General features: G+C 54.7%; 25 protein-coding genes and 1 pseudogene. 12 read left to right on the top strand and 14 right to left on the bottom strand.

Annotation, left to right across the window (positions count from 1 at the left end; translation table 11 throughout):
* Window positions 1-62 precede the first annotated feature (62 nt).
* The gene (locus KVT28_RS11130; RefSeq protein WP_217548414.1) at window positions 63-1130 is read left to right on the top strand and encodes an SDR family oxidoreductase; all 1068 of its coding nucleotides are present in this window, start codon (window positions 63-65) and stop codon (window positions 1128-1130) included.
* Window positions 1131-1297: 167 nt separating this feature from the next.
* Here KVT28_RS11130 and yahO read toward each other — a convergent pair whose 3' ends face one another.
* From yahO to KVT28_RS11105, 5 genes are all read right to left on the bottom strand, one after another.
* On the bottom strand, window positions 1298-1567 hold the full coding sequence (yahO, locus tag KVT28_RS11125; protein WP_217548411.1) for a DUF1471 family periplasmic protein YahO: 270 nt from the start codon (window positions 1565-1567) through the stop codon (window positions 1298-1300).
* Window positions 1568-1729: 162 nt separating this feature from the next.
* The gene (locus KVT28_RS11120) at window positions 1730-2359 is read right to left on the bottom strand and encodes an NrsF family protein (RefSeq protein WP_210080419.1); all 630 of its coding nucleotides are present in this window, start codon (window positions 2357-2359) and stop codon (window positions 1730-1732) included.
* Entirely contained in the window at window positions 2346-2903 is a 558-nt protein-coding gene (locus tag KVT28_RS11115; protein ID WP_192234665.1) for a sigma-70 family RNA polymerase sigma factor, read from the bottom strand. Before KVT28_RS11115 ends, KVT28_RS11120 begins: the two co-directional genes overlap by 14 nt.
* A gap of 17 nt (window positions 2904-2920) precedes the next feature.
* A complete protein-coding gene (locus KVT28_RS11110; RefSeq protein ID WP_217548409.1) occupies window positions 2921-4150 on the bottom strand; it encodes a protein-disulfide reductase DsbD in 1230 nt (409 codons plus the stop codon).
* Window positions 4151-4165: 15 nt separating this feature from the next.
* Window positions 4166-4732 (bottom strand): peroxiredoxin, encoded by a 567-nt coding sequence (locus KVT28_RS11105; RefSeq protein WP_101761694.1) that lies wholly within the window; start codon window positions 4730-4732, stop codon window positions 4166-4168.
* Window positions 4733-4947: 215 nt separating this feature from the next.
* Between KVT28_RS11105 and KVT28_RS11100 the strand changes: the two genes are divergently transcribed.
* Both KVT28_RS11100 and KVT28_RS11095 read left to right on the top strand, forming a co-directional pair.
* Entirely contained in the window at window positions 4948-5286 is a 339-nt protein-coding gene (locus tag KVT28_RS11100; RefSeq protein WP_101761693.1) for a type II toxin-antitoxin system PrlF family antitoxin, read from the top strand.
* Window positions 5287-5303: 17 nt separating this feature from the next.
* Window positions 5304-5786 carry a type II toxin-antitoxin system YhaV family toxin gene (locus KVT28_RS11095; protein WP_206098199.1) on the top strand — a complete coding sequence of 161 codons (483 nt, stop codon included), beginning with the start codon at window positions 5304-5306 and terminating at the stop codon, window positions 5784-5786.
* A gap of 160 nt (window positions 5787-5946) precedes the next feature.
* On the opposite strand, the gene KVT28_RS11090 is transcribed toward KVT28_RS11095, so the two are convergent.
* Window positions 5947-6612 carry a TetR/AcrR family transcriptional regulator gene (locus tag KVT28_RS11090; protein ID WP_217548407.1) on the bottom strand — a complete coding sequence of 222 codons (666 nt, stop codon included), beginning with the start codon at window positions 6610-6612 and terminating at the stop codon, window positions 5947-5949.
* Window positions 6613-6691: 79 nt separating this feature from the next.
* Here KVT28_RS11090 and KVT28_RS11085 point away from each other — a divergent pair, with 79 nt between their 5' ends.
* Window positions 6692-8212 carry an MDR family MFS transporter gene (locus KVT28_RS11085; protein WP_217548405.1) on the top strand — a complete coding sequence of 507 codons (1521 nt, stop codon included), beginning with the start codon at window positions 6692-6694 and terminating at the stop codon, window positions 8210-8212.
* A gap of 5 nt (window positions 8213-8217) precedes the next feature.
* On the opposite strand, the gene KVT28_RS11080 is transcribed toward KVT28_RS11085, so the two are convergent.
* Together KVT28_RS11080 and KVT28_RS11075 are read right to left on the bottom strand one after the other, a co-directional pair.
* Window positions 8218-9633 carry an amidohydrolase family protein gene (locus tag KVT28_RS11080; protein ID WP_217548403.1) on the bottom strand — a complete coding sequence of 472 codons (1416 nt, stop codon included), beginning with the start codon at window positions 9631-9633 and terminating at the stop codon, window positions 8218-8220.
* 7 nt (window positions 9634-9640) lie between these two features.
* Window positions 9641-10609: an ABC transporter substrate-binding protein gene (locus KVT28_RS11075; RefSeq protein WP_217548401.1), complete on the bottom strand. Its 969-nt coding sequence runs from the start codon at window positions 10607-10609 to the stop codon at window positions 9641-9643.
* 508 nt (window positions 10610-11117) lie between these two features.
* Here KVT28_RS11075 and KVT28_RS11070 point away from each other — a divergent pair.
* Window positions 11118-12095: an isopenicillin N synthase family oxygenase gene (locus KVT28_RS11070; RefSeq protein ID WP_217548398.1), complete on the top strand. Its 978-nt coding sequence runs from the start codon at window positions 11118-11120 to the stop codon at window positions 12093-12095.
* 239 nt (window positions 12096-12334) lie between these two features.
* Entirely contained in the window at window positions 12335-12886 is a 552-nt protein-coding gene (locus tag KVT28_RS11065; protein ID WP_101761687.1) for a C40 family peptidase, read from the top strand.
* A gap of 37 nt (window positions 12887-12923) precedes the next feature.
* On the opposite strand, the gene fhuE is transcribed toward KVT28_RS11065, so the two are convergent.
* The gene (gene fhuE / locus KVT28_RS11060) at window positions 12924-15077 is read right to left on the bottom strand and encodes a ferric-rhodotorulic acid/ferric-coprogen receptor FhuE (protein WP_217548396.1); all 2154 of its coding nucleotides are present in this window, start codon (window positions 15075-15077) and stop codon (window positions 12924-12926) included.
* Window positions 15078-15527: 450 nt separating this feature from the next.
* On the opposite strand from fhuE, the gene KVT28_RS27805 reads away from it, so the two are divergent.
* The 5 genes and pseudogenes from KVT28_RS27805 (at window position 15528) to KVT28_RS11040 (ending at window position 18011) form a co-directional block, all read left to right on the top strand.
* A complete protein-coding gene (locus tag KVT28_RS27805) occupies window positions 15528-16616 on the top strand; it encodes a YncE family protein (protein WP_254633501.1) in 1089 nt (362 codons plus the stop codon).
* A 71-nt stretch (window positions 16617-16687) separates the two neighbouring features.
* A pseudogene (locus KVT28_RS27800) lies at window positions 16688-16810 on the top strand (dihydrodipicolinate synthase family protein); the annotation flags it as partial.
* Between the two features lie 121 nt (window positions 16811-16931).
* A complete protein-coding gene (locus KVT28_RS11050; RefSeq protein WP_007890154.1) occupies window positions 16932-17147 on the top strand; it encodes a YdgH/BhsA/McbA-like domain containing protein in 216 nt (71 codons plus the stop codon).
* A 194-nt stretch (window positions 17148-17341) separates the two neighbouring features.
* Window positions 17342-17557, top strand: coding sequence for a YdgH/BhsA/McbA-like domain containing protein (locus KVT28_RS11045; RefSeq protein ID WP_007890153.1), 216 nt, complete (start codon window positions 17342-17344; stop codon window positions 17555-17557).
* A 142-nt stretch (window positions 17558-17699) separates the two neighbouring features.
* Window positions 17700-18011 carry a cupin domain-containing protein gene (locus KVT28_RS11040; RefSeq protein ID WP_217548393.1) on the top strand — a complete coding sequence of 104 codons (312 nt, stop codon included), beginning with the start codon at window positions 17700-17702 and terminating at the stop codon, window positions 18009-18011.
* A 202-nt stretch (window positions 18012-18213) separates the two neighbouring features.
* Here KVT28_RS11040 and KVT28_RS11035 read toward each other — a convergent pair whose 3' ends face one another.
* Both KVT28_RS11035 and KVT28_RS11030 read right to left on the bottom strand, forming a co-directional pair.
* Complete coding sequence (locus KVT28_RS11035; protein WP_101761682.1) at window positions 18214-18903, bottom strand: N-acetylmannosamine-6-phosphate 2-epimerase; 690 nt, start codon at window positions 18901-18903, stop codon at window positions 18214-18216.
* The gene (locus KVT28_RS11030; protein ID WP_217548391.1) at window positions 18900-20459 is read right to left on the bottom strand and encodes a PTS transporter subunit EIIC; all 1560 of its coding nucleotides are present in this window, start codon (window positions 20457-20459) and stop codon (window positions 18900-18902) included. Before KVT28_RS11030 ends, KVT28_RS11035 begins: the two co-directional genes overlap by 4 nt.
* A gap of 151 nt (window positions 20460-20610) precedes the next feature.
* Here KVT28_RS11030 and KVT28_RS11025 point away from each other — a divergent pair, with 151 nt between their 5' ends.
* Window positions 20611-21438, top strand: a complete 828-nt coding sequence (locus KVT28_RS11025; RefSeq protein ID WP_217548388.1) for a MurR/RpiR family transcriptional regulator — start codon at window positions 20611-20613, stop codon at window positions 21436-21438.
* Window positions 21439-21511: 73 nt separating this feature from the next.
* Here the strand turns inward: KVT28_RS11025 and KVT28_RS11020 are convergent, their stop codons facing one another.
* The 3 genes from KVT28_RS11020 to KVT28_RS11010 form a co-directional block, all read right to left on the bottom strand.
* Window positions 21512-23449: a MacB family efflux pump subunit gene (locus KVT28_RS11020; protein ID WP_217548386.1), complete on the bottom strand. Its 1938-nt coding sequence runs from the start codon at window positions 23447-23449 to the stop codon at window positions 21512-21514.
* Window positions 23446-24621 carry an efflux RND transporter periplasmic adaptor subunit gene (locus KVT28_RS11015; RefSeq protein ID WP_217548383.1) on the bottom strand — a complete coding sequence of 392 codons (1176 nt, stop codon included), beginning with the start codon at window positions 24619-24621 and terminating at the stop codon, window positions 23446-23448. The genes KVT28_RS11020 and KVT28_RS11015 overlap by 4 nt, the downstream gene beginning before the upstream one ends.
* Before the next feature lie 354 nt (window positions 24622-24975).
* A complete protein-coding gene (locus tag KVT28_RS11010; RefSeq protein ID WP_217548381.1) occupies window positions 24976-26676 on the bottom strand; it encodes an ABC-F family ATP-binding cassette domain-containing protein in 1701 nt (566 codons plus the stop codon).
* Window positions 26677-26962 lie beyond the last annotated feature (286 nt).

The raw sequence follows: 26962 nt of genomic DNA, 5'->3' as shown, positions 1-26962 counted from the left end.
GCCAATGATAGGAATTAAATTCTCTATTAAACTTATCATTACTGAAACCAAGGAGAATTGAAATGCAAAAGCAGGCATTGATTGTAGGCATTAGCGGTGTGATTGGACGTGCGCTGGCGGAAAAATTGCAGCGCGAAGGTTGGCAGGTCAGCGGTTTATCGCGCGGACGTGGCGCAGTGCCTGAAGGTTGCCGCAGCCTGACCGCCGATCTAACGGATGGTGATGCGGTGCGTGCTGCGCTAGCAGAAGAGCAGCCGGATGCGCTGTTCTTTAGCGTCTGGTCGCGCCAGGAAAATGAGAAAGAGAACATCCGCGTCAATGGCGGCATGGTGCGTAACGTCATTGACGCGCTGGGCGAGCGTCTGAAGGGATCGCATGTGGCGCTGGTGACCGGCCTGAAGCATTACCTCGGCCCGTTCGAAGCCTACGGTAAAGGCGCAGTGCCGGTGACGCCATTCCGCGAAGAGCAGGGCCGCCAGCCGGTCGATAACTTCTATTACGCGCAGGAAGACGAGGTGTTTGCCGGTGCGGAGAAATATGGCTATCGCTGGAGCGTACATCGTCCACACTCGATTGTGGGCTTTGCGCTGGGTAACGCGATGAATATGGGACAGACGCTGGCGGTGTATGCCACGCTGTGCCGCGAGCAAGGTTTGCCGTTTATCTTCCCGGGTTCGCCAGAGCAGTGGAACGGTGTGTCCGACGTAACCGATGCGGGTTTGCTGGCGGAACAGCTGCTGTGGGCCGCAACTGCGGCAGAAGGGGCCAATCAGGATTTCAACGCGGTGAACGGCGATGTGTTCCGCTGGAACTGGTTGTGGCCACGTCTGGCGGCTTACTTTGGCGTGGAAGCGGCGGAGTATCCGGCGCAGATGATGCCACTGGAAGGACGCATGCAGGATGCGGCTGAAACGTGGCGCGAGGTGGCGGCACGTTATCAATTGCGTGAAGCGGACATCACTAAACTGGCATCCTGGTGGCATACCGACGCGGATTTGGGACGCCCAATGGAAGCGTTCACCGATATGAGCAAGAGCCGCAAAGCGGGCTTTACCGGTTATCGTTCAACGCTGGATTCATTTACGCAGTTATTTGATCGACTTAAAGCGGAGAAAGTGATTCCGCAGTAAATTTTGATTAAAAAGGGCGGCTCATAGGGGCCGCTTTTGCATAATTAAAATATCGCGACTCACTATCCGCTTTATTGTCAGGCAACCGGATCGGCAATTTAATTTATTGAAAATAATGCCCCAGTATAATCTAGTTTTTTAAGCTTATACTGAGGCAAAATGGAGACTTACTTTTTCTTATAAACGATGGCGGTACCATGTATTTTGTTATTGGTATTCGCGGAGGTTACGACAAAGATATCGCCGCCTTTTTCTTCAGCCAATTTAGATAGTTCCTCTCTGGCGCTGGCGGGATCCGTTTCACCTGAGGTGGAAATGTTCCCTACCTCTACATACTGATCTTTTACCTTTTCAAACTCAACTTTGCTCATCAGGTCTGCGGCGAGTGAGCTGAAAGATACCGAGCTTGCTAATAATACGAAAAGTAACTTTTTCATACGTATCCTTGGATGAGGTAATTGATGGGAATGTAATTATATTGCTATTATTCTATAGTTTAGAAATAGCGTATTTACAATGTGAGTGAGCCGATTTTTAATCTTTTGCGCGGAAATATCACACCAAAGAATTAACTTAACCATTGCACTCTTTCACTCGACTCACTTCAACGTCACCCAACGTTTCCCCACCAGCACCGTCATCGCCACAATCGTCGCTATCGCCGCCAGATGCATGACAAAATCCAGCGGATGCAGATGCACCGGATGGCAAAATGCCAGCAGCGTGACCGCCATGCAGGAGACGCCCAAACCGGCCATCGCCAGGCTGCGCACCGGATGCAATGCGCGGGTGCGGCGTAGGCTGGCGATCATCAGCACCATCATCGGTGTGCTGACCACCAGCAGAAAGGTAAAGCAGCGCGCGCTGTCATTGTCATGTTCGATTGGCACTTCACCGGGAATCTGGCTGATGCTCATGCCGAGCCACAGCAGGCCAATCGGCAGTAGCGCTTTCCAGCTGATACTGCGGCGTCCGGCGATGCTCATGTTGAAAGCGCTACGAATTGCCAGCGTGCCGAGTACAAAGGCCAGCACCAGCTGCAGTATGGCCTGCAGTGCGCCCGGCTGCGCCCAGTCGGTGACACTGCGCTGCACCAGGAAGCTGGCGGCAATGCCGCAGGGCAATGCCAGCAGTAGCCAGGTGATAACGCGCCAGCTAGTGGATCGCAGCGGTTTAACCGGTCGCATCTCGCGCCCGAGTTTTTCAATTAACAGGTCATGATCGGTCATGATTGGCTCCAAAGCGGCGCAGATTGGTCAGCGCGCGGTGCAGCAGCGATTTCACCGCGGCCACACTCAGATTGTTATGCGCGGCCGCTTCCGTCAGGCTCATTTCGCGCAGATGCACATGTTCGACAATTTCGCGCTGACGCGAAGGGAGCTGACGCAGATATCCGGCCAGCTCTTCCTGCGAGTCCTGCTGCGGTGCGTCTGGCGCACTGGCGGCTTCCGGCACGATAGCGTTGTTAACTTCCCACTGCTGATGGCGGCCACGTCGCCGCAGCGCATCAATCGCGCGCGCCGAGATAATCGCCATCAGCCAAGGTAAAAAAGGGTAGGCAGGATCATAGGTGTGACGCACCCGATGCACCGTTAGCAGCACATCCTGAATCACATCTTCTACCAGTGCATCATCGGCGATCTGTTTGCGTGTTTGCGAACGAATCACCGGCACCAGCGCTTTCAGCAGTCGGGTATAGGCGAGCTGATCGCCCGCCTGCGCCTGTTCCATTAGCGCGGGCCAACCTTCGCGCGCGCTATCGCTTGTTTGCATAATCCGCCTTGTTGTTCTTACGCCTTCTTGCTCGCCTGATTCAGTGCGTTCACCACAATACTCGGTGTCAGCACCTGCGGCAGCACTTTGGGCGGTCCGCCGTCGGCAGGATAGACCAGATACATCGGTAATCCGCCCTGACCAAACTCACTCATGGTGTCATCCACGTCCGGGTTAAATTTAGTGGAATCTGCCACCATGTACAGCGTGCCGGTTTTAGCGATGGCCTCTTTAACCACCTGGGTTGAGAGCGAGGTTTTTTCATTCACCTGACAGGTGATGCACCAGGATGCGGTGAAATCGACAAAGATCGCTTTTCCGTGACCGCGCTGCGCTTCAACCGCCTGCGGCGTCCATTTGGCTTTGGTCACTTCCACCGTCAACTGATCGCCCGCCAGGCCTGCACCGGGTTTGATCAGCGTTGGCAGCGGGGCGATCACCGCGATAATCAGCAGCGCCGTAACGGCAAACAGCACCTTGTGACTTTTACCGGCAAAGTGGCGATGTTGCGCCATGCCGTACAACCAGCCGGCGAAGGCGACCACCACGGAAGCGGCCAGCAAGGTGGCCAGCGCCGCGCTTCCCGCTTGCTGCGCCAGCACCCACACCAGCCAGGCATACGCGCCAAACATCGGGAACGCCAGACCGCGTTTCAACACATCCATCCATGCGCCAGGACGTGGCAGGAATTTCGCCAGCGCCGGGAACAGTGAAACTAGCGTGAACGGTGCGGCGAAGCCGATGGCCAGTGCAAAGAAGATCACTAAGGCGATGGCAGGCGGCTGCACCAACGCATAACCAATGGCGCTCGCCATAAAGGGTGCGGCGCACGGCGTGGCGACGACGATTGCCAGCGCACCGGTTAATGCCGAACGCGTAAAGGCACCGCGACCAACATCAACCGAGCCGACGCGCTGCACGGATAAGCCCACTTCAAACACGCCGAGCAAGTTGAGCGCGGCGGCGAGGATCACCAGCGACAGCAAGGCGATCACCAGCGGCGATTGCAGCTGGAAACCCCAGCCAACCGCCGCACCACCGGCGCGTGCCGCCAGCAGGATGCCCGCCAGCGCCATCATGGTCACCACAACGCCGAGTAAAAAGCCCAAGCCTTCGCGACGCGCGCTGGCGGCGTTATCGGTATGGCGCAACAGGCCGAGCGCTTTCAGCGAGATCACCGGAAACACGCAGGGCATTAAGTTCAGAATGATGCCGCCGATGAAGGCGGCCAGCATGGCGGTTAACATCGCTGGCCTCTTTACTTAATGAGTTTGCGGGTGAGAAGCGTCGTACTGCTTAACGGCGGCAAGCGCTTTCTCGATATGTGTGTCCGGATTTCTGTCAGTGTAACTCAGCAGAATGTCGCCATCGGGCGCAATCACGTAAGAGGTGCGATCGGAAAGGGTTTTGCCTTTCATCTGCATGGTGGTTTGATACTGCGCCGCCACTTTCGCACCGGGATCGGCGGCAACGGTGAATTTATCGCGGCACTCAAGTTTAGAGAAATCGCTGACCTGATCGGTATTACCCGCGGTCACGCCAATTACCGTGGCACCCATTTTGCTGAAGCTGTCTGTGGCTTCAGCAAAATCGTGCGCTTCAATGGTACAGCCCGCGCTAAACGCCGCCGGGAAGAAATAGAGCACCACCGGACCTTTCTGTAACGCTTTCTGCAGCGAGAAGGTCAACGGCTTACCGGCCAACGCGCCCTGCAGTTCGAAGTTTGGCGCTTTCGCGCCCACCGGCAATGCGGCACCGGCGTTAAAGGCGGAAAGACCCAGCGCTGCGGTCATGGTCAGGGTACAAACGAGGGATTTGATGCGTTTCATTTTCTGCTCCTGCGATGTATGGGAGTTCCGATTTGGATGTCTCATTAGTTCAGTTCGCTGGGGCAGGGAGGAAAGTTTCGGTGCTGGGAATAATAATTTAAAAAGGTGCAGTAATGCATTTGCATTGCACAATGCAAATGCATTACTGTGGGTCATCTTGGCGGATAGGCGGCTTTATAAGCGATGTTGCTTTGTGAGCGGCTGAGGAGGAAGAAGTGTTTAAATTTGATCTAGTGGATGTATCACTCCGTGCAGAGTCGAGGCTGACAGAACGGAGTCAAACAACTATTCCAGCGGCAATTCGCGATGCTCTACAGCTTAAACCGGGTGAAATTATCGAATATTCCCTGTTATCGGGCGGTAAAGTCATCATTTCTAAGCAAAATGATGAGCAGGATGATCCCGCTGTACTGCATTTTCTGACTTTTCTCGAACGAGATATGGTGAATAACCCGCAGCATATTCACTCAGTTCCTGTCGAATTTTGGTCAGGTCTGGAAAATTTGGTCGCTGGAATTGATGTTGATTTAGATGCTCCGCTCACGGATGACTAAACTGCGGGAGAAAGGGTGTGGATTACATGGAAATCAACGGATGGAAATTTTATTTCCACGCTTGTTTTACTGCTCAGGTAACGTCTTTAGCGCAGGAAGTGTTGCAGCTTAAAGTTGAAAAACCGCATGAATACCATAAAAAGAAACAGACGAAATTACTGGCAGCAATTTATAAGGTCGTTACAGAAGTTATTGCGCGAGATCCGCTGAATCCCCAGTTTCGACAAGGGGGAACTTTAGGGGATGAAAATCGATATTGGTATCGCGCGAAATTTTTGCAGCAGTTTCGATTGTTTTTCCGCTGTAGCGAACAGAGTAAAACCATCATTCTTGGCTGGGTGAATGATTTTGGCACATTACGCGCTTACGAAAGTAAGAACGATGCATACAAAACATTTAAGAGGATGTTGGATGCCGGACATCCACCGAGTGATTGGGGACAGCTACTGCGTGAATCGACAGGCGAATCGGGTTTTCTTTTCCGGGCACCATTCTCATAATTTATCCCTTTAATGGAATAAATTTGCTTAACTCCAGGTCGCCATGAATGGCGACTCTACAGTGGTTTGACAAAGTTTCGTAGGGTGCGCATTCATGCGCACCTGCATACATAGGCAATTTATTGTTTAAGTGAGCGGTATTACGCCATGATAAGCAACCCTACGAAGTTGGCTGGATCCCCTGACAAAACAAACTCAACGTGTGCTGGACAATGATTTCACGCGAGTACGCGGGATCGCTGGCAAAGCGGGTAAAGGGCACCAGCACCAGGCTGAGAATCGAAGTCATCAGCAGTTGTGGCTCCAGATGGGGGTTGAGTAATCCTTGCTGCTGCCAGCCTTCAATCAGTTTTTTCACTTCATCACGTTCACCGTGACCAAAGCGCTTTTTGATGTGCTGACCTAAACCGCCTTCACCTTGCATCACTTCCTGCATCCACAGCGGCGCGAACCAGTTGTGTGTGGTGACGATGTCCGCCACTTCACGGATAAAGGCGCTGAAGGTGGTGACAGGATCGCGCGGGTCATCCATAAAGTGCGCCACCAGGCGCTGGCGTAACGGCAAAAAACGCTCCTCAACCACAATATCCAGCAGCGATTCGCGCGACTGAAAATAGTAATTCAGCATCGCTGGACTCACGCCCGCTTTGCGCGCAATCGCGTTGAGCGAGGTTTCGCCGATGCCTTTTTCGGCATACAGCGCTAAGGTGATGTCGAGCAGATGTTCGCGCTGCTGCACGTTGATCGCGCCGCCGCGCGGACGGCCGGGACGGCGGGGTTTGACTGCGTTAGCCATATCGTCAGCAGGGACTTTTCGTGCGGTCATCTTTACTCGCTCACTTGATTCATGACAGACTGCAGGCAATATTAATTGTGTATTTAATTAATTTCAATTGGTGTCTGTTATGAAACCCCAAACACTCGCGCCGCAGTCGGGCAGCGGGCAGGAGAATCCTCCTTCTGTTCGCTTACTGATGAGCGCTTTATTACTGGTGATGCTGCTGGCGGCGCTGGATCAAACCATCGTCTCCACCGCGTTGCCGACTATCGTCGGCGAACTGGGTGGGCTCGATCGCCTGTCGTGGATCGTCACCGCTTATATGCTGGCTTCGACGATTGTGGTGCCGCTGTACGGCAAATTCGGCGACCTGTTTGGTCGCAAATCGGTGCTGCAGATCTCGGTGATTCTATTCCTGATCGGCTCGGCGCTGTGCGGTCTGGCGCAAAATATGGAGCAGCTGATTTTCACTCGTGCGCTGCAAGGCTTAGGCGGCGGTGGTTTGATGGTGGTGAGCATGGCGGCGGTCGCCGATGTGATTCCCCCGCAAGAGCGCGGTAAATATCAGGGCCTGTTTGGCGGCGTTTTCGGTCTGGCAACGGTGATTGGGCCGCTACTGGGCGGTTTTATCGTACAGCACGCTTCATGGCGCTGGATTTTCTACATCAATTTGCCGCTAGGTTTGTTTGCGCTGGTGATCATCAACGCGGTGTTTAAGACCGACAACAAACGCAAGCCGCATGAGATTGACTATCCTGGCGCGGTGTTTCTCAGCCTGGCGCTGGTGGGTATCACGCTGTTTACCAGCGAAGGCGGCACGTTACGTGAATGGTCCGATCCGCTGCTGTGGTGCATTCTGGCGTTTGGTGTAATTGGTGTGCTCGGTTTTATTTATGAGGAGCGCCGCGCCTGGGAACCGATTATTCCGCTGTCACTGTTCCGCAATCGCAGCTTCTCGCTCGCCAGTTTGATGGCGTTTATCGTTGGCATGTCGCTGTTTGGCAGCGTGACGTTTTTACCGCTCTATCTGCAGGTGGTGAAGGGCTCGACGCCGACCGAAGCCGGTTTACAGCTGCTGCCGCTGATGGGCGGATTGCTGATCACTTCCATCGTCAGCGGACGCATTATTAGCCGTACCGGCAAATATCGCCTGTTCCCGATTGGCGGTACCTTGCTGGCGACTATCGGCATGGCGCTGCTGACCACGCTGACCATTGATGCGCCGCTGTGGCATATCTACCTGTTTGCCTGCGTGTTGGGGATGGGAATGGGCATGGTGATGCAGGTGCTGGTGCTGGCGGTACAGAACACCGTAACGCCCGATCGCATCGGTGTCGCTACCTCGTCGGTCACGTTGTTCCGCTCGGTTGGCGGTTCGATTGGCGTGGCGCTGTTTGGCGCGGTGTTTAGCCAGGTGCTGAAATCGGGTTTGACCACGCTGGTGGAGCAGGGCAAAGCATTGCCGCGTACGCTCGATCCTGATGCGGTGCACCGTTTGCCGCATGATACCCAGCAAGCCTATTTGCAAGTGTTTGGCGATGCGGTGCATTCAGCCTTTCAAATGGCGGCGGGCGTGATGCTGCTGGCCTTTGTATTGTCGCTGTTTCTGCCGGAATCACCGCTGCGCAAGAAAGACGCAGCGGCGTAACGCGGTTAAACCGCCGCGCGTTGCTGCAAGGTTTTTACCGCTTGTGCAGCGTCGCGGCCCAGTTCCGCCAAATCCACTCCGGTAATCACATCATCCTGCACCAGCAGTTTTCCGGCACAAATCAGCGCTTTTAAACTGGCGCGTCCGCCGCTGGCCACCGGGCCAATGGCGGGATCGTGCAAACCAAAATAGCGCGGATCGTCGAGCCGATAGATGGCGATATCGGCGGCCATGCCAGGTGCAAGGCGGCCGGTGTTTAAGCCCAAAACCTGCGCGCCACCGGATGTGCCCCAGCGCACCACATCTTCAATGCGGGCGGCGTCGCCACCGCCTTCAAAGGTTCCACCAGCATAACGCGGCTGCGCCAGCATGCCTTTGCGTGCGCGCTGGAGCTGCCAGGCGGCGTGGGCTTCGCTTTGCATATCCGCCGCTTCATTTGAGGCCGCGCCATCGACGCCAATCGAGATCTTCACGCCTGCGTGTTCCATCGCCACCAAATCGGCAATGCCGCTGCCGAGGCGCGCGTTACTTTGCGGGCAGTGCGCGATACCGCTGCCCGCCGCGCCCAACATGGCGATCTCTTCCGGCAGCAGTTTCACCAGATGCGCAAACCACACGTCATCGCCAATCCAGTCGTGTTCGGCGCAAAACTGCAGCGGCGTCATACCGAACTTCGCGCGTGCGGCATCAAGGTAATCAACGGTTTCCGACAGATGGCTGTGCAGGCGAATACCGAGCTGACGTGCCAGGCGCGCGCTCTCGCGCAGCTCCTGCGGCGTGGTGGAGTGCAGCGTGGTGGTCGGTGCCATCACGATGCGGCGCATCGCGCTATTCTGCGGTTGGTGATAGCGCGCCACCAGACGATCAACATCGGCCATCATGCTGTCAAAGCTTTCCGGGCGCAGCGCGGTGGGCAAGTCGCTCTCTAAGCCACGGCTTTGCGTCGCACCGCCGCGACACAGCACGAAGCGCACGCCTAGCTTGTCGGCTTCATTGAACAGGATTTCTGCGCCATCAAACGGCATATCAGGCCAGTAAAGATAGTGATGGTCAGCGATGGTGGTGCAGCCGGAACGCACCAGCTCGACCAGACCCACCCGCGCGGCGATGCGAAATGTCTGTTCGTCGAAGGCACCACGAAAGCGATACGGCGTCGCCGCCAGCCAGCCGCCCAGACTTAGATTCAGACCTTGGGGTTCGCCTTTCAGCAGCGATTGAAACAGATGATGATGCGTATTAACCCAGCCGGGATAAACCACGCAATCGCGGGCGTCGATCACGGTTTCATCGGCGACAGCATCGAGTTCGCCCATCTCCACAATCAGGCCATCGCGCAGTCGAATAGCGCGCGCGCTGCTACGCGGTTGCTGTTTATCGCCGGTCAGGATCGCGGCGCAGTATTGAATTAGCAGTTGGCTCATGAGCACCTCACTCCACTTTCGCCGCGACAAACTGCGTGCTAAACGCACTCTGCCAGTCGGTGGACGCTTTGAGTAAACCGGCGTTGACCATAAAGTCACGCGTTGCCTGCCAGCGCTTATCCGTCATCACGCCTAAGCCTTGCTGCGCGGCATCGCCGCCGTCAATCAGGTGCAGCGCTTTCATTTGCGATACGCCAAAGGCGAGAACCGCGTCAGTCATCTGCGGGTTCTCCTTTTTGATCAGCACATTACCGGCAGCCGGATTGGCAAGGTAGGATTTCCAGCCTTCCATTGATGCCGCCACAAAACGCTTCAGGACATCCGGCTCTTTTTGCAGCAAATCGTCGCGCGTCACCAGAATGCCGCCGTAAGCCGGATAGCCATAATCGGCAAACAGATAGAATTTGCTGTCCGGCTGCACCTCTTTAATTTGCTGCACTTCGGAGGTGGCATAAGCCTGCTGCGCGGTGTTTTTGTCGGCGAGAAACGGTTGCATGTTGAAGGTGTAAGGGCGCGCCTGACCATCCTGCAGCTGATATTTGCCTTTGAGCCACGGCCACCAGCTGGCTTGTCCGCTGGCAGAAACCAGCACGGTTTTACCTTTCAGCTGATCCAGCGATTTCACATCGCCGTGGGTGACAATGCCTTGCGGGTCAAACTGAAACGGCGCGGCGATGGCTTTCAGTGGGAAGTTGCGCTCAACGCCCTGCAGCACTTGCAGATCGTAGCTGACGATGACATCAGCACGATTCGCCAGCAGCAGCGTCATGTTATTCAGCTGTGGCCCGCCGGAGCGCACCTCAACATCCAGCCCATATTTTTTATAGATGCCGGTGGCGAGCGCCTGGTAATAACCGCCTTGTTCAGCCTGCGCGACCCAGGTGGTTTGCAATATCAGTTTGTCGGCGGCGTGCGACAGTACAGAGCTGCTCAGCAGAGCAGCGAATAAGGAGAAACGGAAACGCGACATTGTCATATAACCCCCAATAAACGTTGAGTTTGTTGTCGTCATCAGGGGCGTAGCGGCGCATGGCGTGCTCACGATGCGTAATGCGCATCGTCCCCTGACGAGGTACAGCTAATGCTGTAGAGCAATGTCCTGCGTGCATCTGGTGTCACGCTGACCGCTTATACTCAGGTGGGATTTAGCAAAGCGCATGCCATTCGTGCAACCCACTGAAAGCAATATAGTTGATATTGATGGTGCCGGGCTTTTGCTTCATTGACCGCTCATTGATGAGGCAAGTCAGCGCGTTTTGCACCGCCATTGTGCAGACCGGATGTGGCAGATTCCCTAACGTATTGATTTTAAGCGGCGCAGCGTGCTGGCACAGCCTTTGCTTGGCTGAAACTGAGTAGAAGCTGTCAACCGTGGTTTCACCCGGTGGGTCATTGCTCGATCGCCTGCGGCATTCAGCAGGCGCGGGGATGACTGCCACGCTGCGGGCGGGTCATCCGTTATCGCTCAATAACGAGGTGCACCAATGGAAAAGACCACTTATGACATGCATGAACTGGCGAAAGAATCGCGTATGGGCGCGCGCGGCGTAGAAGCTGCACGTGATGTGCGCATCATCGATCTCTCCGATTTCGACCAACGTAAAGCGGAAATAGCCGATCAGCTGTGGCAAGCCGCCACCAAGATTGGGTTTTTCCAGGTTTCCGGCCACGGTATTCCGCTCGACGACATCAATGCGGCTTTTACCAACGCAGAGCGCTTTTTCTCACTGCCGCAAAGTGACAAAGCGCGTTATCCACTTAGCCGCAATGCCGGCTGGGAATACCGCGCGCAAATCCGTCCATCTACCGGTAAACCGGACCAAAAAGAGTCGTACCAGGTGACGCGTCCGCGCATGGCAGGCTTGTGGCCGGATGAGGCCACCTTGCCGGGTTTTCAGCATGATGTACTGAAGTTCGAGCGTCAGTGCTGGGAAGTCGGCATGCGCTTGCTCTCCTGTTTTGCCCTGAAGCTGGGATTCCCCGACGATTTCTTTGCCAAAGCGCATGAGCCTTCGCGCGAAACCTACCAAAGCACGCTGCGGATGCTGCACTACTTTGCCATCAGCGGCGAGCCAGATGGTCCGTGGCGCGCCGGGGCGCACACCGATTTCGATTGTCTGACCTTGCTGTTCCAGCGTGATGGGCAGGGCGGTTTGCAGGTGTGTCCGGGCAAAGAGATGGAAGAGCAAATCTGGACGCCGATCCCGCCGCTGGAAGGCTTAATTACCTGTAATATCGGCGATATGTTGATGCGCTGGAGTGATGACAAGTTACCGTCGAACTTCCATCGCGTCAGCAATCCGCTGCCTGGTGAATCGGTGCCGGCACGCTACAGCCTGGCGTTTTTCTGCCAGGCGAATGAAGATGTGATTATTGAAGGACCGGAGAAAAAATACCCGCCTATTTCCGCGAAGGATTATCTGGCACAGCGTATTAGCGCCAATTTCTCCGGCAAGTATTAAACTTACAGCTGTAAGCCGAAATTGATGTCGTTCTGTGCAGGAGCGCAAATATTCTCCTGCACAGAAAAAGCCCAGCGTGGGAAATAGATTTTTAACTCAAATACAAGATGTTACCGTTGCGTAAACTTAGGTAAAATCAACCGACAAATAAAAGATTTCACTGCACGCCTATTTATTTCTGCAACTTTTTTACGGTATAAATCTCAGACCACTGTCTCCCTCAGCGAAATCACCAACACATGATCAATTCTGCCGCCAGCAAAGTTATCGCCTGCCTGTTTGTTTTCACTCTGGCAGGTTGTTCTTCGAAGTCTTCGCATGCGCCTGCTGAGGAAAGCGTTGATACCTCGGCAGACAACGGCAAACAGCCCGATTTAATCCCGGTGATTGCCGCGCTGCACGATCAAATGCATTCGTGGGAAGGGACCAAATATCAGTGGGGCGGCACACAATTAACCGGCGTCGATTGCTCGGGATTTGTCTGGCGCACGCTGAAAGATCGTTTCAATATTCCGATGGATCGCGTCACCACCAAAGAGTTAATTGCCATGGGCAAACCGGTGGATCAGGCGCATTTGCAACCCGGTGATTTAGTGTTCTTCCGCATTAAGCGTGAGCTGCACGTCGGCTTTTATGACACCGATCATCAGTTCCTGCACGCATCGGTGAGTCAGGGCGTGATGCGCTCTTCGCTAAATAATCCGTACTGGAAATCGGTTTATTTAGAGGCGCGCCGCTTGCCGAAAGAACAGAATTCGCAGATTAGTTTCAATTATAAAAACAAGGTTTGATGAGAGGCGCGCATAAATGCGCACCTTTAGCTTTTATTTAAAATTGATACGAAACGCTCATCGAAACACTGCGCGGTGCGCCATAAACGTAGCTGTTCATGTAGCTGTAATATTCGCGATCAAATAGATTATCGACGTTCGCCTGCACCGCCACCTGCTTAGTCACCTGATAGCGCGCAAACAGCGAAACCAGCGGAATGCTGCCCTGATAAACACGCACGCTATCGCCGCTGGCATTGGTGGCATCTTCAAACACGCGGTTCTGCCAGTTGATGCCGCCGCCAACCGTGAGATCCGGCAACATCGGCAGCTGATAACGGCTAAACAGCTTAAAGGAAGTTTGCGGCTGATAGCTATTGAAACGTCCCTCTTTATCCCGCGCCACGTAGCGTGTGGCACCGAACGTCAGCTGCAGATTATCCGTTAGCGCGCCATTCAGCTCAAACTCCGCACCTTTACTGACCGCACCTTTGGCGGGCGCATAAGCCTGTTCGTTGCCGCTCAGGTAGACGCCATTAATCGCCTGACCGACGTTGTCCTGCTCAATACGGAATACCGCCACCGTCGCGGTTAATCGACCATCATACCTGGCGGACTTCAGACCGGTTTCATAGCTTTTGCCGGTTACCGGCGACAGGTATTTACCGTTGATGTCGCGATCGGTTTGCGGCAGGAAGATCGAGGTATAGCTGCCGTACGCCGACCAGGTATCGTTGATGTCGTACACCAAACCAGCGTACGGCGTGGTGTTATTGTTCGTCATATCACCGCTGCTGCCGTTGGTGCTCCACTGCGTGTAACGCGCACCAATAATCAGCGATAGCGGATCGGCCAGCGAGAAGCGCGCGGCGGTATAAGCCGATTTCTGGCGAATGGTATCGTCGGCATTCTGATACCAACCTTGCCACTGCGGCTCGGCAATGTTGCCGTTCCAGCTGTTATTGAAAATGCCCATATCGTTTGAGGCGATGTTGTAGTTTTCCAGATCGGTAACGCCATCCTGACTGTAAGTGGCGTTGTGCTGGCGGCTGTAGCTCACGCCCGCCATTAACTGATGCTGACGACCTAACAGCTCAAACGGACCGCTGGCGTAGCCGTCGAACGAATCCATCTGACGTTTACCGCGATCCATGCTGCCGAAGCCGGTGGTGCCTTCGCCGCTGTCCTGATCGGCGCTGCCCATCACATATAGCAGCTTATCGTTGAAGGTGTTCTCGGCGTGCGTGCCGTTGACGTGGATGTTCCAGGCGTTATCGAAGTTATGATCGATGTCGGCGAATATTTTGCGCGAATTGGTGTTGTAGCGCGCCCAGTTGGCGGCGGAGTTGAGGCTGCGATCGTAATGCGTGGTGGCGTAGTTGCTGTAGAACATCGGCAAGCCGCCCCACGTTGGATTGCCGGTGTTAGCATCTTCGTAGTCGTAGCCCAGCGACAGCGTGGTGTGCTCAGTGATGTCGGCATCAATCACGCCGTAGAGGAATTTTTTGGTTTTGTGGTAGCGATCGAGCCAGCTGTCTTCATCGCTGTAACCGGTTACCACGCGGCCGCGCAGGCTGCCATCCTGGTTTAGCGGTGCAGAGAGATCCGCAACATAACGCTGTTTGTTCCAGCTACCGTAGCTGGCGCTGACCGCACCGGTAAAGGTTTTGCTGTCGGCGTGTTTACGTACCATGTTGATCGAGGCTGATGGGCTGCCCGCACCGGTCATCAATCCGGTGGCGCCGCGTACGATCTCAATACGATCGTAAATGGCGGTATCAGAAGCGGCATCACCGTAGTTCCAGTTGTCATTAACTGACGTTGGGATGCCGTCGAACGAGAAGTTGGTGACTTTAAAGCCGCGCGAATAGTATTCCGAGCGCTCGCTGTCGATCAGATTGGTCGAGATGCCGGTGGCGTTGGTCAGCACATCGTTCACCGATTGCAGGTTCTGATCCTGCATGCGCTGTTGCGTTACCACGCTCATCGACTGCGGTACATCGCGTGGCGTCAGCAACAGCCTAGTGCCCGCTCGCGTGGTTTTTACCGCGTAATCCTGCTTTTCATTGTTATCGCTGTCGCCGGTTGCGGATGCCTCGACCACCAAATCCTGCGGCGAATCGCTAGCTGCCTGCGCCGGGCTTGGCGTAAGTAGGGCATGAATCGTCACCGCCAGCAGTGAGACGTTAAAGGTTTTCCTGATGCCAGACATAAAATTTCCTGTTGAAACGCGTGTTATAGGAAGCTGTTTTGCTTAGTTTTTTATCGTTTACGTCGTGACTCATTCGCCCAAAAGGGCAGAAGAGAAGGCACGCAAAGCGCCACTGCGCATTTATTGAGAAAGCCAATGATAATCATTTGCTTTAAAGAATCTGTGGAAGGTTGCAACTGTAATTGTAATAATGTGTAAGTAAGTTATGAATCAATGGTTTACGGGTGAAAATAACCTGTTAATTGCTCACGTTTTCCTATTTTTTCAGGCAATATTTGGAGGTTTTTAGTAAAGAAAGGTGTGCGGCATGCTGGAATCGGTCTACGGCAACGTAAGGAAGATCGTCGAGAAAGTTGCTAAGTTCATGCTAATGCGTATGATTCTCATTCTTCTTGAGTTTTCCGTATGCGTACGCGCAACGGAGCCGTTCATCCATTGATGGAGTTGAGCATGAAATCGTTATTTAGCCCGCGCAAAGCCGCCGTAGCGGCAGCGATCGTCGCTGCATTCAGCCTGACCGCTTGCCAGGCTCCGGCGAAAAAAGCCGAAGCGCCAGCCGCCGCTGCCAAGCCAGTTGATACTTCTTTGACCCAGCGCACGCTGAGCGATGGCCTGTATGAAATGGCGTATTCGCCTGCTGCGAAAGCGTTATACGTTGCCAGCGCGCAGAGCTTTAAAGACGTTAACGGTGGTGTAATTTATCGTCTCGACCCAACCACACTGGAAACCAAAGGCGTTACGCATACCGATTTGAAAAACTTTGGTACGGCGATCAATGAAGCGGGCAACGTGTTCTACACCACCAACTCGCTGGATGGCGCTATCTCTAAAGTGGATGCGCAGAGCGGCAAAGTGCTGGAACGTTTAGTCTTCCCAGGTAAGAAAGATAAAGAAGGTTATCCGGCGGGCGCGCGTGAAGTGCTGTGGCACGGCAACGAGCTGTATGTCGGTCGCGTAGCCGATCCGGGTTACATCTCGGTGGTTGATGAGGAAACCTTCAAGCTGAAAGCCACCATCAAGAATGCAGGCAAATGGGTAACCGGCATCATCTATTCCCCGCTAACTGAGCGCATTTACGCGACCAACGGCGCGGGCGAGATTCTGGTGATCAATCCACGCACCCACAAAATTGAGAAGCGCTGGACCGCCGGCGACGGTAAAGAGTATCTGTTCCTGAACATGGCGGAAGATCCGGCTACCGGCCGTCTGTTCGTTACCGATGATTCGAAAGGCAAAGCCACGCTGGTGTTTGATGAGCGCACTGGGAAAGTGATCAAGCGTATTGAAGGTGATGCGCTAGCGATTAAATTCAACGCTAAGCGTAATGAGATCTACATCAGCCAGCGCGAATCGAAGAAAGTGCTGCAGCTGGATGCCACCACTTACGCGGTGAAAAACAGCTGGTCGTTTGATAACAATCCAAACAGTCTGCTGATTGGCCCGGACAACAACACGCTGTATGTCACGTTGAAAGCGGAGTTCAACAAAGACTCCTCAACCAAAGGCCAGGATCAGATTGCGCGCATCGCACTGAAATAATCCCCGACCTGTAGCGATAATCCATGCCCTCGTAAGAGGGCATTTTTGTTTCTGATGTCTTTGCCGCAGCAGGCCTAACCGCCGGTTGTGAAGTGTGGTATTCCGTGTGCGGCGGACTGTTTCCGCGCACCGCTAAAGCGCTTATGGATGTGGCAAAAGTTAAAAAGGCCATCACCGAGCTCGAGCTGGCGTAGTGATAATGAGCTGATTAACTGTGATCGCACTAATAGTTAATCTGATAATAGTTTCAATGGTTATTATTGTTTCCATCGAAGGCGCACAGCTTTCAAATCAAACAACCAAAGGAATACGACCATGAAAACTATCAAAACTCTGACTATCGCCGCTGCCGCCGCTCTTTCACTGATGTCTGCTGCCAGCTTCGCACAGACCGTTTCAGCAACCTCGCTGACTCTGGATGGTGCTGAAGCGAAAATCGCTGCGCAGGCAAAACAGAATGGTGAGCAGTACAAAATTTTAGAGGCGAGTAACGGCAACGTCGTACATATGACCGCAGAACTTTACAAATAACGGATGGTTGCATACGGATGTGCCAGAACAGGTCGCCTACGGGCGGCCTTTTTTGTCGATATAACGCAGCAACTGTATAGTTACGTAAGTTATCGTGATCGCACTAATGGTTAATTTTGAAACGATAACATAAGTTATTATTATTCCCATCGAAGGCTCACAGCCTTCTCGTTAAACCACTAAGGATTATGACCATGAAAACTATCAAAACACTTTCTATCGCCGCTGTTGCTGCTCTTTCAATGATGTCTGCCGCTAGCTTTGCACAGAGCGTATCTGTTGAGTCTTCTACTCTGGATGGTGCAGAAGCGAAAATCGCAGCGCAGGCGCAAGAGCAGGGCGCTCAGTATAAAATCACTGAAGCCAACACTAACAACCGCGTACACATGACTGCCGAGTTATACAAATAAGTTAATTGCACAAGCAGTTGTGTTAAGGCCGCCTTCGGGCGGCTTTGTTGTATCTGAATGTCCGTAAATGGCCTGCGCATGTCCCGCCGCACGCCCGGGCTGTGTGTATCATCAACGCAGTTCTCCCCCACACGGATATCGCATGAAAACCTACGTCAGCAAAAAATTCTCTCCTGCCATAGCCTGGGAAGCGTTAGACATCGCCAACTTCGCCGGCACCAGCGTGCGTCTGCACTGGACCAATCAACCTTACAAGTGGCACATCAATGATGGCGAGGAAGTGTTTGCGGTGCTGGATGGTGCGGTAGAGATGCATTACCGCGAAGCAGGTGAGGTGAAGAAAGTGCTGCTGAATAGCGGCGACATTTTTTACGCCAGCATCGGCACCGAGCATGTTGCGCACCCGCAAGGCGAAGCGCGCGTATTAGTGATCGAAAAAGAAGATTCGGTTTAACGCCGGATACTGACTCACCTAAACACGCTAACGCATCAAGTGTGTTAGCGTGTTTGAGATTCACAATCGTGCGAAAAATAACCGCCTGCGCGCATCGGGCGCGGTGTGGTGCGAGGCGAGTTTTATCCACAGGTTAACGGCGACTCTACGCACGGGGATTGTGGATAACCTTAGGCGAGGTGCCTAATGGGCACCTCAAAAATTAATTGATGGCATTCACAAAGCGGCGCGTTATCTGCTGTGGACGCGTAATCGCGCCGCCGACCACCACCGCATGCGCGCCCAGCGCCAGACAATGCGCCGCCATTTCCGGCGTTTCAACATTCCCCTCGGCAATCACCGGCACCTTTACCGCAGCCAATACGTCACGCAGGAAGCGGCAATCATCGGCGGCCAAATAGCAGCCTTGCGTTTCTGCGGTGTAGCCGTGCAGGGTGGTGCCGACACAATCGAAAGCTAATTGCGCCGCCTGACGCGCTTCTTCCACCGTGGCGATGTCCGCCATCAGCAACAGTTGCGGATAGCGTTGGCGAATCGCTGCCACCAACGCCGGCAGCTGCAAATCTCCGGGACGTGTGTGTAACGTGGCATCCAGCGCAATCATCGCCGGATTCGCCACCATCAACTCATCCACTTCCCGCAGCGTCGCGGTGATATACACATCGCTGCCGGGATAGTCGCGCTTAATAATGGCGATAATCGGCAAATCCACGGTTTGCATAATCTGCTGTACGTCGATTAGGCTGTTGGCGCGAATCGCCGCCGCTCCGCCTTCCATCGCCGCTAACGCCATGCGCGACATAATAAACGGGCTGTGTAACGGCTCATCTTCCAGAGCCTGACACGAGACCACCAGTTTCCCCTGAATCTGGGCCAGCATCGGTGCTTTCATAGCGCGAGTAACTCCTCTACTTCATTTTTGATAATGGTGACGTGCGGGCCATAAATCACCTGCACGCCTTTGCCACGTTGGATCACGGCGCGTGCGCCGGTAGCTTTCAATGCGTTTTCATCGAGTTTGCTGCTGTCGATGAGCGTGATGCGCAGACGGGTGGCGCAGCAATCCAGTTCGGCGATGTTCTGCTTGCCGCCTAAAGCCGCGATCACCTGCAGTGGACGTTCTCCGGCGACCATAGGCACAGTTTCAACGCTGACGTCTTCGCGACCCGGCGTTTTGAAATTGAAGCGGGTGATCAGCAAGCGGAAAGTAAAGTAATAGAGCAGGAACCACGGCGCGCCTATCAGCGGGACATACCACCAATGGGTTTTCGCTTCGCCCTGCAATACGCCGAACAGAATGAAATCAATCAGGCCGCCCGAGAAGGTTTGGCCGATGGTGATGTGCAGGATGTGGGCGATCATAAACGCCAGCCCATCAAACAGCGCGTGGATGACATACAGCACCGGCGCGACAAACAGGAACGAGAACTCAATCGGTTCGGTGATGCCGGTAAGGAAAGAAGTCAGCGCCGCCGACAGCAGCAATCCGGCCACGCGTTGACGGTTTTCCGGCTTAGCAGTGTGGTACATCGCCAGACACGCGCCGATCAGGCCAAACATCATGGTGATGAAGCGCCCGGACATATAGCGCGCGGTGCCAATGTAGAATTGTTGCGTGTGGGGATCGGCAAGCTGGGCGAAGAAGATGCGCTGCGTGCCTTCCACCAGATGTCCGTTGATCACTTCGCTGCCGCCGAGTGCGGTGGTCCAGAACGGCAGATAGAAGATGTGATGCAGGCCGAACGGGCCGAGCATGCGCAGTACAAAGCCGTAAATAAAGGTGCCGAAATAACCGGTGGCATCCACCAATCCGCCCATACCAAAAATCAGCTTCTGGAAATGCGGCCAGACGATGGTCATCGCCGCACCCACCAGAATGGCGACGAAGGAGCTGATAATCGGCACGAAGCGCGAGCCACCAAAGAAGCCAAGGAACTGCGGCAGGGCGATTTTGTTGTAGCGATTATGCAGCATGGCCGTCACCAGCCCGATCACCACGCCACCAAATACGCCGGTTTCCAGCGTCTGAATGCCGAGCGCCATGCCTTGTCCCACCGCGCTAAGGTTGCCCTGCGCCAGCACGCCGGTCAGCGTCAGCAGCGCATTGATGGTGGCGTTCATTACCAGATAAGCCAGCAGCGAGGCCAATCCGGCGGTGCCTTTGTCGCTTTTGGCCAATCCTACCGCTACGCCAACCGCAAACAGCACCGCGAGGTTGGCGAACACCACCGATCCGGCGCTCGCCATGATGGTGAACACGCCTTGCAGCCAGGCGACATCGAGGAATGGATAGGCTTTGACGGTGTTGGGATTGGAGAGTGCGCCGCCAATGCCCAGCAGCAAACCGGCCGCCGGTAGCACGGCGATCGGTAACATGAACGACTTACCAAACCGCTGGGCTTTTTCAAACCAACCCCCTGAAGAGGCACCGCTGAACAGTGATGACATAAATTTTTATCCCTGAAGTAATGTTGTGGTAAAAATTATTATCACAATTTAATTCATAAGATGAAAATTTCCATCATTATTGTGATAGCTTTCACTTATGCCCTAATCTGCTGCACACTGTGCGCCATAATGTCGTGAAGAAGAGGCCGCCATGACGGACAACGAAAACATCTTGCTGCACCTGCGCCAGGGCTTGCCGGGCTACAGTCCGACGCTGCGAAAGCTGGGCGATTTCATCCTCACCGACCCGCAGAAAGTGCTGTATCTCACCATCACTGAATTAGCGCGCGAGACCGACACCAGCGAAGCAAGCGTGACGCGGCTGTGTCGTCATCTCGGCTGCAAAGGCTATACCGAATTCAAAATGGCGCTGGCGCTGGATGTGCAACACAATCAGCCCGCCGCCGTCGCTAGCGGTGACAGCATCGACATGCTGGTGGAGGAAACGGTGCAGGCGTTGCGCGATACCGGGAAATTCATTAACCGCGAGGTGCTTCATAGCGCGGTGGAAGCGCTGCATCAGGCTAAAACTATCCAGATCTACGGCGTGGCGGCCAGCGCGATTACCGGTGAGTATTTGCACTATCGCCTGTTGCGCTTAGGTAAATCGGCGCAGCTGTTTGGTGATATGCATCGCGCGGCGATGAATGCCTCGACGCTCAGAGAGGGCGATTTGGTGATCGCCATCTCCGCTTCCGGCTCGACCAGAGATGTAATGCACGTAGTGAAGTTGGCGAAGAAGCAAAACGCGCGCGTGCTGATGCTGAGCAACACGCTGCGCAGCCCGATGGGCAGTTTAGCCGATATGCTGCTGGTGGCTGCGCGGCCGGAAGGCCCGTTCAACGCCGGCGCGCTGAGCGGTAAAGTGGGTGCAATGATGTTGGTGGAAGTATTGATTAACGAGTTGATGACGCATGATGCCCGGTATCAGGCGGCCAGCCAGCAGACAGCAACGGCGACCTTGCCGATGTTGATGTAAAACGGCAAATCCGTAGCGGCGCGATAAATCGCGCCGCTACGGAACAGTGCTAATAGGTAAAGCGGTATTTCAGTTATTCGCTCGCCAATGCCGCCACCGGATCCATGCGTGCGGCTTTGCGCGCGGGCAGGTAACCAAAAATCATGCCGATGATGGTGGAGCAGGCAAAGGCCGCGCCCGCTGATTGCCATGAGAAGATCGCGGTAATCATGCCGCCCGCCAGCAGGCTGATAATCGGTCCAATCACCAGCGCCAGCGCGACGCCGAGCGATCCGCCCACCAGACAGACTAAAACTGCTTCGATCATAAACTGCTGCATGATGTCGCCGCGCCGTGCGCCCACCGCCATGCGCACGCCGATTTCATGGGTACGCTCCGTTACCGACACCAGCATGATATTCATCACGCCGATGCTGCCAATCATCAGTGCAATTGAGGCGACCAGCAGAATCAACAGCGTTAACGTCGCGGCGGCATCTTCAATCGCTTTGCGGTATTTGTCGCGGTTGAACACCAGGAAATCTTTGCTGCCGTGACGCGCAGTTAGCAGTTGCGTCAGCGATTCCACCGCCGGGCCGCTCACCACATCGTCCTTCAGTTTAATGCTGATGCTGGTTAGCGCGGTTTGCCCGCTAATGCGATACATCACGGTGCTCCACGGCAGCCACACGCTGAGCCGATTGGGCGACATGCCATCGTTATTATCCGCCACGCCAATCACGCGCACCGGCACCGAACCCAGCACGATCATCTTGCCAATTGGGCTTTCCCCGTCTTCGCCAAACAGTTTGTTGCGCGTGTTGGTATCGATAATGATCTCCTGACGTGCGTGGCGTTCATCGCTGAAGTTGCTGCCTTCCAGCAATTTAATGCCCTGAATCTGGAAATACGCTTTGCCGACGCCATACACCGAGGTTTTGGACGCATTAGAGAGATAGCGAATCGGCTGATTGGCGATCATCTCCGGGCTGACCGCTGCGACAAACTGCTGACGCCCAATCACGTCGGCATCGGCCATCACCAGCGTCAGCACCGGATGCGCTTCATCCTCGACAAAATCACCGCCGGCATAGATCGACACCACGTTGGTGCCGAGCCCGGAAATACTCTCCAGCGTTTTTTGCCGCGCGCCCTGGCCGAGCGCCACCACCGTGACCACCGCCGCGATGCCAAAAATAATCCCGGTCATGGTCAGCGCGGTGCGCAGCCGATGCGCGTTCATGGCATTCAGCGCCATGCGCAATGATTCGCGAAAGCGATCGAGCAAGCCGCGCAGCTTGCTCTGGCTTTTAGGCGCGGCGGGGACATATTGCGCGCGGGTTGCATCCTGTTTGCGGCCGCTGTCGGCAAAAATCTCGCCGTCCTGAATCTCAATAATGCGATCGGCGTGCTGCGCCACTTTCATGTCGTGCGTGACGATGATCACCGTGTGACCTTCGCGATTGAGATCGTGTAGGATGCGCAGCACCTCTTCGCCGGAATGCGAATCCAGCGCGCCGGTCGGTTCATCGGCAAGAATAATTTCGGCACCGTTAATCAGCGCGCGCGCGATACTGACGCGCTGCTGCTGGCCGCCGGACAGCTCGCCCGGTTTATGATGTTCGCGGCCCTGCAAACCTAAACGTGCCAGCAGATCCGCCGCGCGCTGCAGCCGTGCTTTGCCCTGCAGATTGGAGTAGATCGATGGAATCTCGACGTTGCTCAAGGCGCTGAGATCCGGCATCAGATGATAACGCTGGAAGATAAAGCCGATATGCTCGCGGCGGACTTTCGCCAGAGCATCCGGCGACAGCGTGGCGGTGTTTTGGCCACTAATGAAATAGTCGCCGCTATCCGGCGCATCCAGGCAGCCAAGAATATTCAGCAGCGTCGATTTACCCGAACCGGACGGCCCGATAATCGCCACCAGCTCGCCGCTAGCGATACTCAGGTTAATGTCTTTCAGCACATGCAGAGATTGCGAACCGTTAACATAGCTGCGCTGGATGTTTTTCAGTTCGATGATATTCACATCAACACCTCGTCAGTGCCCGCCGTCTGCGTAGCAAGGATCACTTTCTCGCCGACTTTTAAACCGCTCAGCACCTGAATATCAACGCTGTCAGTGATGCCAGTGGTGATGATGCGTTTGACCGGCTGGTTATCCTGATCGGGGATTTCCACGTAGGTTTTGCCATCCGCGTCTTTCTTCGTCGCCTGCACCGGCACCAGCAAAGCATCTTTAGCGGAATCACGCAGCAGGTTGACCTGCGCCGTCATGGAGATGCGCAGCGCGTTGTCGGGGTTTGGCACATCCAGCAGCGCGTTGTAATAGACTGCGGCGTTGGTGATACTGGCTGGCGTGCTTTCGCTGTTGCCCATCAGCGCGTCATCTTTCATCACCGATTCCGGCGCCAGTTCGAGGCTGCGCAGCGTGGCGTTGTAGCGCTTGTCTGGATTGGAGAAGGTAGTGAACCACGCTTGCTGGCCTGGCTGCACGTTGTTGATGTCGGCTTCGGAGATCTGCACTTTAATCGTCATGGTGCCGAGCTGCGCCAGCTTGGCGATGGTTGGCGCGGTTTGTACCGCGTTCACCGTTTGACCTTGCTTAGTGACGATGGCGATGACCGTGCCGTCCATTGGCGCCATGATGCGGGTATAACCGAGATCGAGCTGCTTCTTATCCACCTCAATCTGCGCCTGAATCACGCGCGCTTTTTGCGCGGTTAGCTCGGCGCGTGCACTGCGCCACTCTTGTTCGGCGGTATCAAAATCCTGACGCGAGATCGCATTGGTTTTAATCATTTGCTGCAAGCGCTGATATTGCGCTTGCTGTCGCACCAGCGCGGCTTCGCGGGTTTCCAAATCGGCCTGCGCCACGCTCAGCGCCGCCTGCGCGTTACGCAAATCGCTGCGCTGCGGTTGATCATCAATTTCGGCGATTAGCTGGCCTTTGCTGACGCTATCGCCAGATTTGATATAGAGCTTTTTCACCTGACCAGAAACCTGCGCACCGACGTTGACACGTTCAACCGCATCCATTTTGCCGGTGGCAGCAATCACGTTTTCGATATTTCCCTGACGCACTTCGGCGGTGACCACCGCGTTAGGTTTATGGCGTGAACCGGCGAAATGCCAGATCAACAGCAGGAGAATGACGGCAGCGAGCGTGGCGAATAGCCACTTTTTTGAGATATTGAGCATAAGCGTCCCTTATATGAAGTGAGAATCATAATCACTAAAGGGAACAAACTGGAGAAAATTCGCCGGATTTATCTGGGTAATGCGCGCTGGTTGAAAAATGATTAAAGTTTTCCGAATAGAAAGGGCGGTTAGGTTGTTTACAGCGTATCTGAGTCACTGATTGGGCGTAGGGTCGCCATTTATGGCGTAATGTTTGTCAGTTAAGCCATGAAACCCCCTCATCACCGAGAGCACACATTGTAGCGGCGCAATTTATTGCGCGATAAGTCGCGCCGTTACGGAAGGTGCGGTGATTTGATACAATGCTTAACTGAGCGGCATTACGCCATTTATGGCGACCGTTTCACTGCCGATTTACAGATCGAGCTGGGTTTTCAGCTTCGCGATCTCCTCACGCCACTGCGCTTGCAACGCGGGTTTCTGATGCTTCGGCTTACGCGCCAGATCCTCATCCAGTTTGCTTTCCACCTCTAATAACGCCAGCAGCAAAGCATCTTCATCCAACGCGTTTTCCGTCGCCGCAGGTGCAACAACCTCAGACATGGATATCACCTGTTCAGCACGCAGGCGCTCGGTCACCGCGTCAAAATCGTGCCACTGGCTGAGTTGCTGGTCCTCTATCAGCCAGAAACGATTGCAGCTGTTGGCGATTAACTGACGATCGTGCGACACCAGCAACACCGCGCCCTCGAACTGATTCAGCGCCTCCGCCAGCTCCTCTTTCCCTACCATATCCAGATGGTTAGTGGGTTCATCGAGCAGCAGCAGTGAATAGCGCGCCAGCGTCAGCCCCACAAACAGTAAACGCGAGCGCTCGCCGCCGCTCAGTGATCCAATCAGCTGCTGGTGACGCAGATACGGAAAACCCGCAGCGATCAACGCCATCTTGCGCTGCTCATCGCTGAGCGGCGCAAAATGCGCCAGCGCATCACTTAGCGTTTCCGCATCGTGCAATTGATGCAGACTTTGATCGTAATAACCGAGGCGCGCGCGGGGATGAAAAAGCGTGCTATCTGCTTGTTGAAATTCACGCCACAAATGGCGCAGCAGCGACGATTTACCGCAACCGTTGCGGCCAACGATCGCTACGCGATCGCCACTTTTCACCTGCAGCGTTGGTAGTGAAAACAGTGCAGGTGCGTCATCGGCCGGCCGAATCGACATCTGCGGCAACGCCAGCACGCGATCGGCGTCCAGCGCTTCACCTTGCAGCTGCAGCCGCCATAGCGATCCTTCGCTCAGCGTGGTTTGTGCTTCTTTCAACCAATTGGCGCGTTTCTCCATCTGCTGCGCTTTGCGCGACAAACCTTCGTTATCGTAAGTGCGGCCCCAGATCGCCAGACGTTTGGCGCTTTTCTCTACGCGTTCGATCTCTTTCTGCTCGGCCTGATAACGCTGCGTGTCAGCGTCATCCTGCTCGATCAGCGCCTGACGCGCCGCGCTGCAGGGCAGACGGAAGAATTGCAGACCGCGATCGCGCAGAATCCAGCTGCAGTTGGTCACCCGATCGAGCAGGGTGCTGTCATGGGAAACCAGCACGAAGCTGCCGCTCCAGCCGTTGAGGAAATTCTCCAGCCACAATAGCGTCGGCAAATCGAGGTGGTTGCTGGGTTCATCGAGCAGCAGCAGATCCGGTTGCAGGATCAGCGCACGCGCCAGCAGCAGGCGCATATGCTGACCGCCACTTAGCGTTGCGGCAATTTGCGTTTGTTGCTCAGCGGTGAAACCCAGGCTGCCCAGCAGCGCTTCGGCGCGCCAGCGATCGGCTTGTTCCGGTAAGCGCGCCATCACGCCATCCAGCAGCGACGCGTTGTGCAGTTCTGCTGGCAGATGCTGCTCGATGCGCGCCAGTAAACAGTGATTAGCCGACGTGACGCTGCCGTGGCTGGCTTCCAGTTCACCACTGAGAATTTTCAATAAGGTGCTTTTACCGGTGCCGTTATCACCCAGCAAACCGATGCGATCGCCCTTTTTCAGGCTGAAATGGATATCGTGAAATAACGTGCCGAAGGCGTTATCGAAACCGACAGCGTGGGCGGACAGTAAAGTGCTCATGTGCTTACTCATAAGTTGCAGGCGCAAAAAGGCCCGACGTCAGAAATCGCTGACGACAACCCGGTAAGCCGGAGGAAGGGATTAGATTTTCAGTTAACTTCGCTCAGGACGGATTATCGCAGCACGAGTGCGGAAATGCCTGAACGCGGCCAATTACTGTAGAAGTGTGAGTAAATAAACAATTCACACAGTGGCATAGTAATCCTCCTTAGTTATCAGTGGGTGAATAAGTGAGCTGATGATAGTGGCGGAAAGGTCTGTTTTCCAGTTAAGAATGCCCGAAATG

The sequence above is a fragment of the Pantoea sp. GbtcB22 genome (assembly GCF_019091025.1).
Classification (GTDB): domain Bacteria; phylum Pseudomonadota; class Gammaproteobacteria; order Enterobacterales; family Enterobacteriaceae; genus Pantoea; species Pantoea leporis.
This window is presented reverse-complemented; position numbering and strand designations above follow the sequence as displayed.

What these genes read in the sequence shown, in the direction of transcription:
- KVT28_RS11045 (WP_007890153.1), top strand. Translation starts at nt 17,342, where the DNA reads ATGAAAACTATCAAAACACTTTCTATCGCCGCTGTTGCTGCTCTTTCA.
- KVT28_RS11085 (WP_217548405.1), top strand. Translation starts at nt 6,692, where the DNA reads ATGAAACCCCAAACACTCGCGCCGCAGTCGGGCAGCGGGCAGGAGAAT.
- KVT28_RS11030 (WP_217548391.1), bottom strand. Translation starts at nt 20,459, where the DNA reads ATGTCATCACTGTTCAGCGGTGCCTCTTCAGGGGGTTGGTTTGAAAAA.
- KVT28_RS11130 (WP_217548414.1), top strand. Translation starts at nt 63, where the DNA reads ATGCAAAAGCAGGCATTGATTGTAGGCATTAGCGGTGTGATTGGACGT.
- KVT28_RS11025 (WP_217548388.1), top strand. Translation starts at nt 20,611, where the DNA reads ATGACGGACAACGAAAACATCTTGCTGCACCTGCGCCAGGGCTTGCCG.
- KVT28_RS11080 (WP_217548403.1), bottom strand. Translation starts at nt 9,633, where the DNA reads ATGAGCCAACTGCTAATTCAATACTGCGCCGCGATCCTGACCGGCGAT.
- KVT28_RS11090 (WP_217548407.1), bottom strand. Translation starts at nt 6,612, where the DNA reads ATGACCGCACGAAAAGTCCCTGCTGACGATATGGCTAACGCAGTCAAA.
- KVT28_RS11075 (WP_217548401.1), bottom strand. Translation starts at nt 10,609, where the DNA reads ATGACAATGTCGCGTTTCCGTTTCTCCTTATTCGCTGCTCTGCTGAGC.
- KVT28_RS11015 (WP_217548383.1), bottom strand. Translation starts at nt 24,621, where the DNA reads ATGCTCAATATCTCAAAAAAGTGGCTATTCGCCACGCTCGCTGCCGTC.
- yahO (WP_217548411.1), bottom strand. Translation starts at nt 1,567, where the DNA reads ATGAAAAAGTTACTTTTCGTATTATTAGCAAGCTCGGTATCTTTCAGC.
- KVT28_RS11110 (WP_217548409.1), bottom strand. Translation starts at nt 4,150, where the DNA reads ATGTTAACCGCCATGCTGGCCGCCTTCATCGGCGGCATCATTCTGAAC.
- fhuE (WP_217548396.1), bottom strand. Translation starts at nt 15,077, where the DNA reads ATGTCTGGCATCAGGAAAACCTTTAACGTCTCACTGCTGGCGGTGACG.
- KVT28_RS11010 (WP_217548381.1), bottom strand. Translation starts at nt 26,676, where the DNA reads ATGAGCACTTTACTGTCCGCCCACGCTGTCGGTTTCGATAACGCCTTC.
- KVT28_RS11050 (WP_007890154.1), top strand. Translation starts at nt 16,932, where the DNA reads ATGAAAACTATCAAAACTCTGACTATCGCCGCTGCCGCCGCTCTTTCA.
- KVT28_RS11070 (WP_217548398.1), top strand. Translation starts at nt 11,118, where the DNA reads ATGGAAAAGACCACTTATGACATGCATGAACTGGCGAAAGAATCGCGT.
- KVT28_RS11120 (WP_210080419.1), bottom strand. Translation starts at nt 2,359, where the DNA reads ATGACCGATCATGACCTGTTAATTGAAAAACTCGGGCGCGAGATGCGA.
- KVT28_RS11105 (WP_101761694.1), bottom strand. Translation starts at nt 4,732, where the DNA reads ATGAAACGCATCAAATCCCTCGTTTGTACCCTGACCATGACCGCAGCG.
- KVT28_RS11115 (WP_192234665.1), bottom strand. Translation starts at nt 2,903, where the DNA reads ATGCAAACAAGCGATAGCGCGCGCGAAGGTTGGCCCGCGCTAATGGAA.
- KVT28_RS27805 (WP_254633501.1), top strand. Translation starts at nt 15,528, where the DNA reads ATGAAATCGTTATTTAGCCCGCGCAAAGCCGCCGTAGCGGCAGCGATC.
- KVT28_RS11040 (WP_217548393.1), top strand. Translation starts at nt 17,700, where the DNA reads ATGAAAACCTACGTCAGCAAAAAATTCTCTCCTGCCATAGCCTGGGAA.
- KVT28_RS11035 (WP_101761682.1), bottom strand. Translation starts at nt 18,903, where the DNA reads ATGAAAGCACCGATGCTGGCCCAGATTCAGGGGAAACTGGTGGTCTCG.
- KVT28_RS11065 (WP_101761687.1), top strand. Translation starts at nt 12,335, where the DNA reads ATGATCAATTCTGCCGCCAGCAAAGTTATCGCCTGCCTGTTTGTTTTC.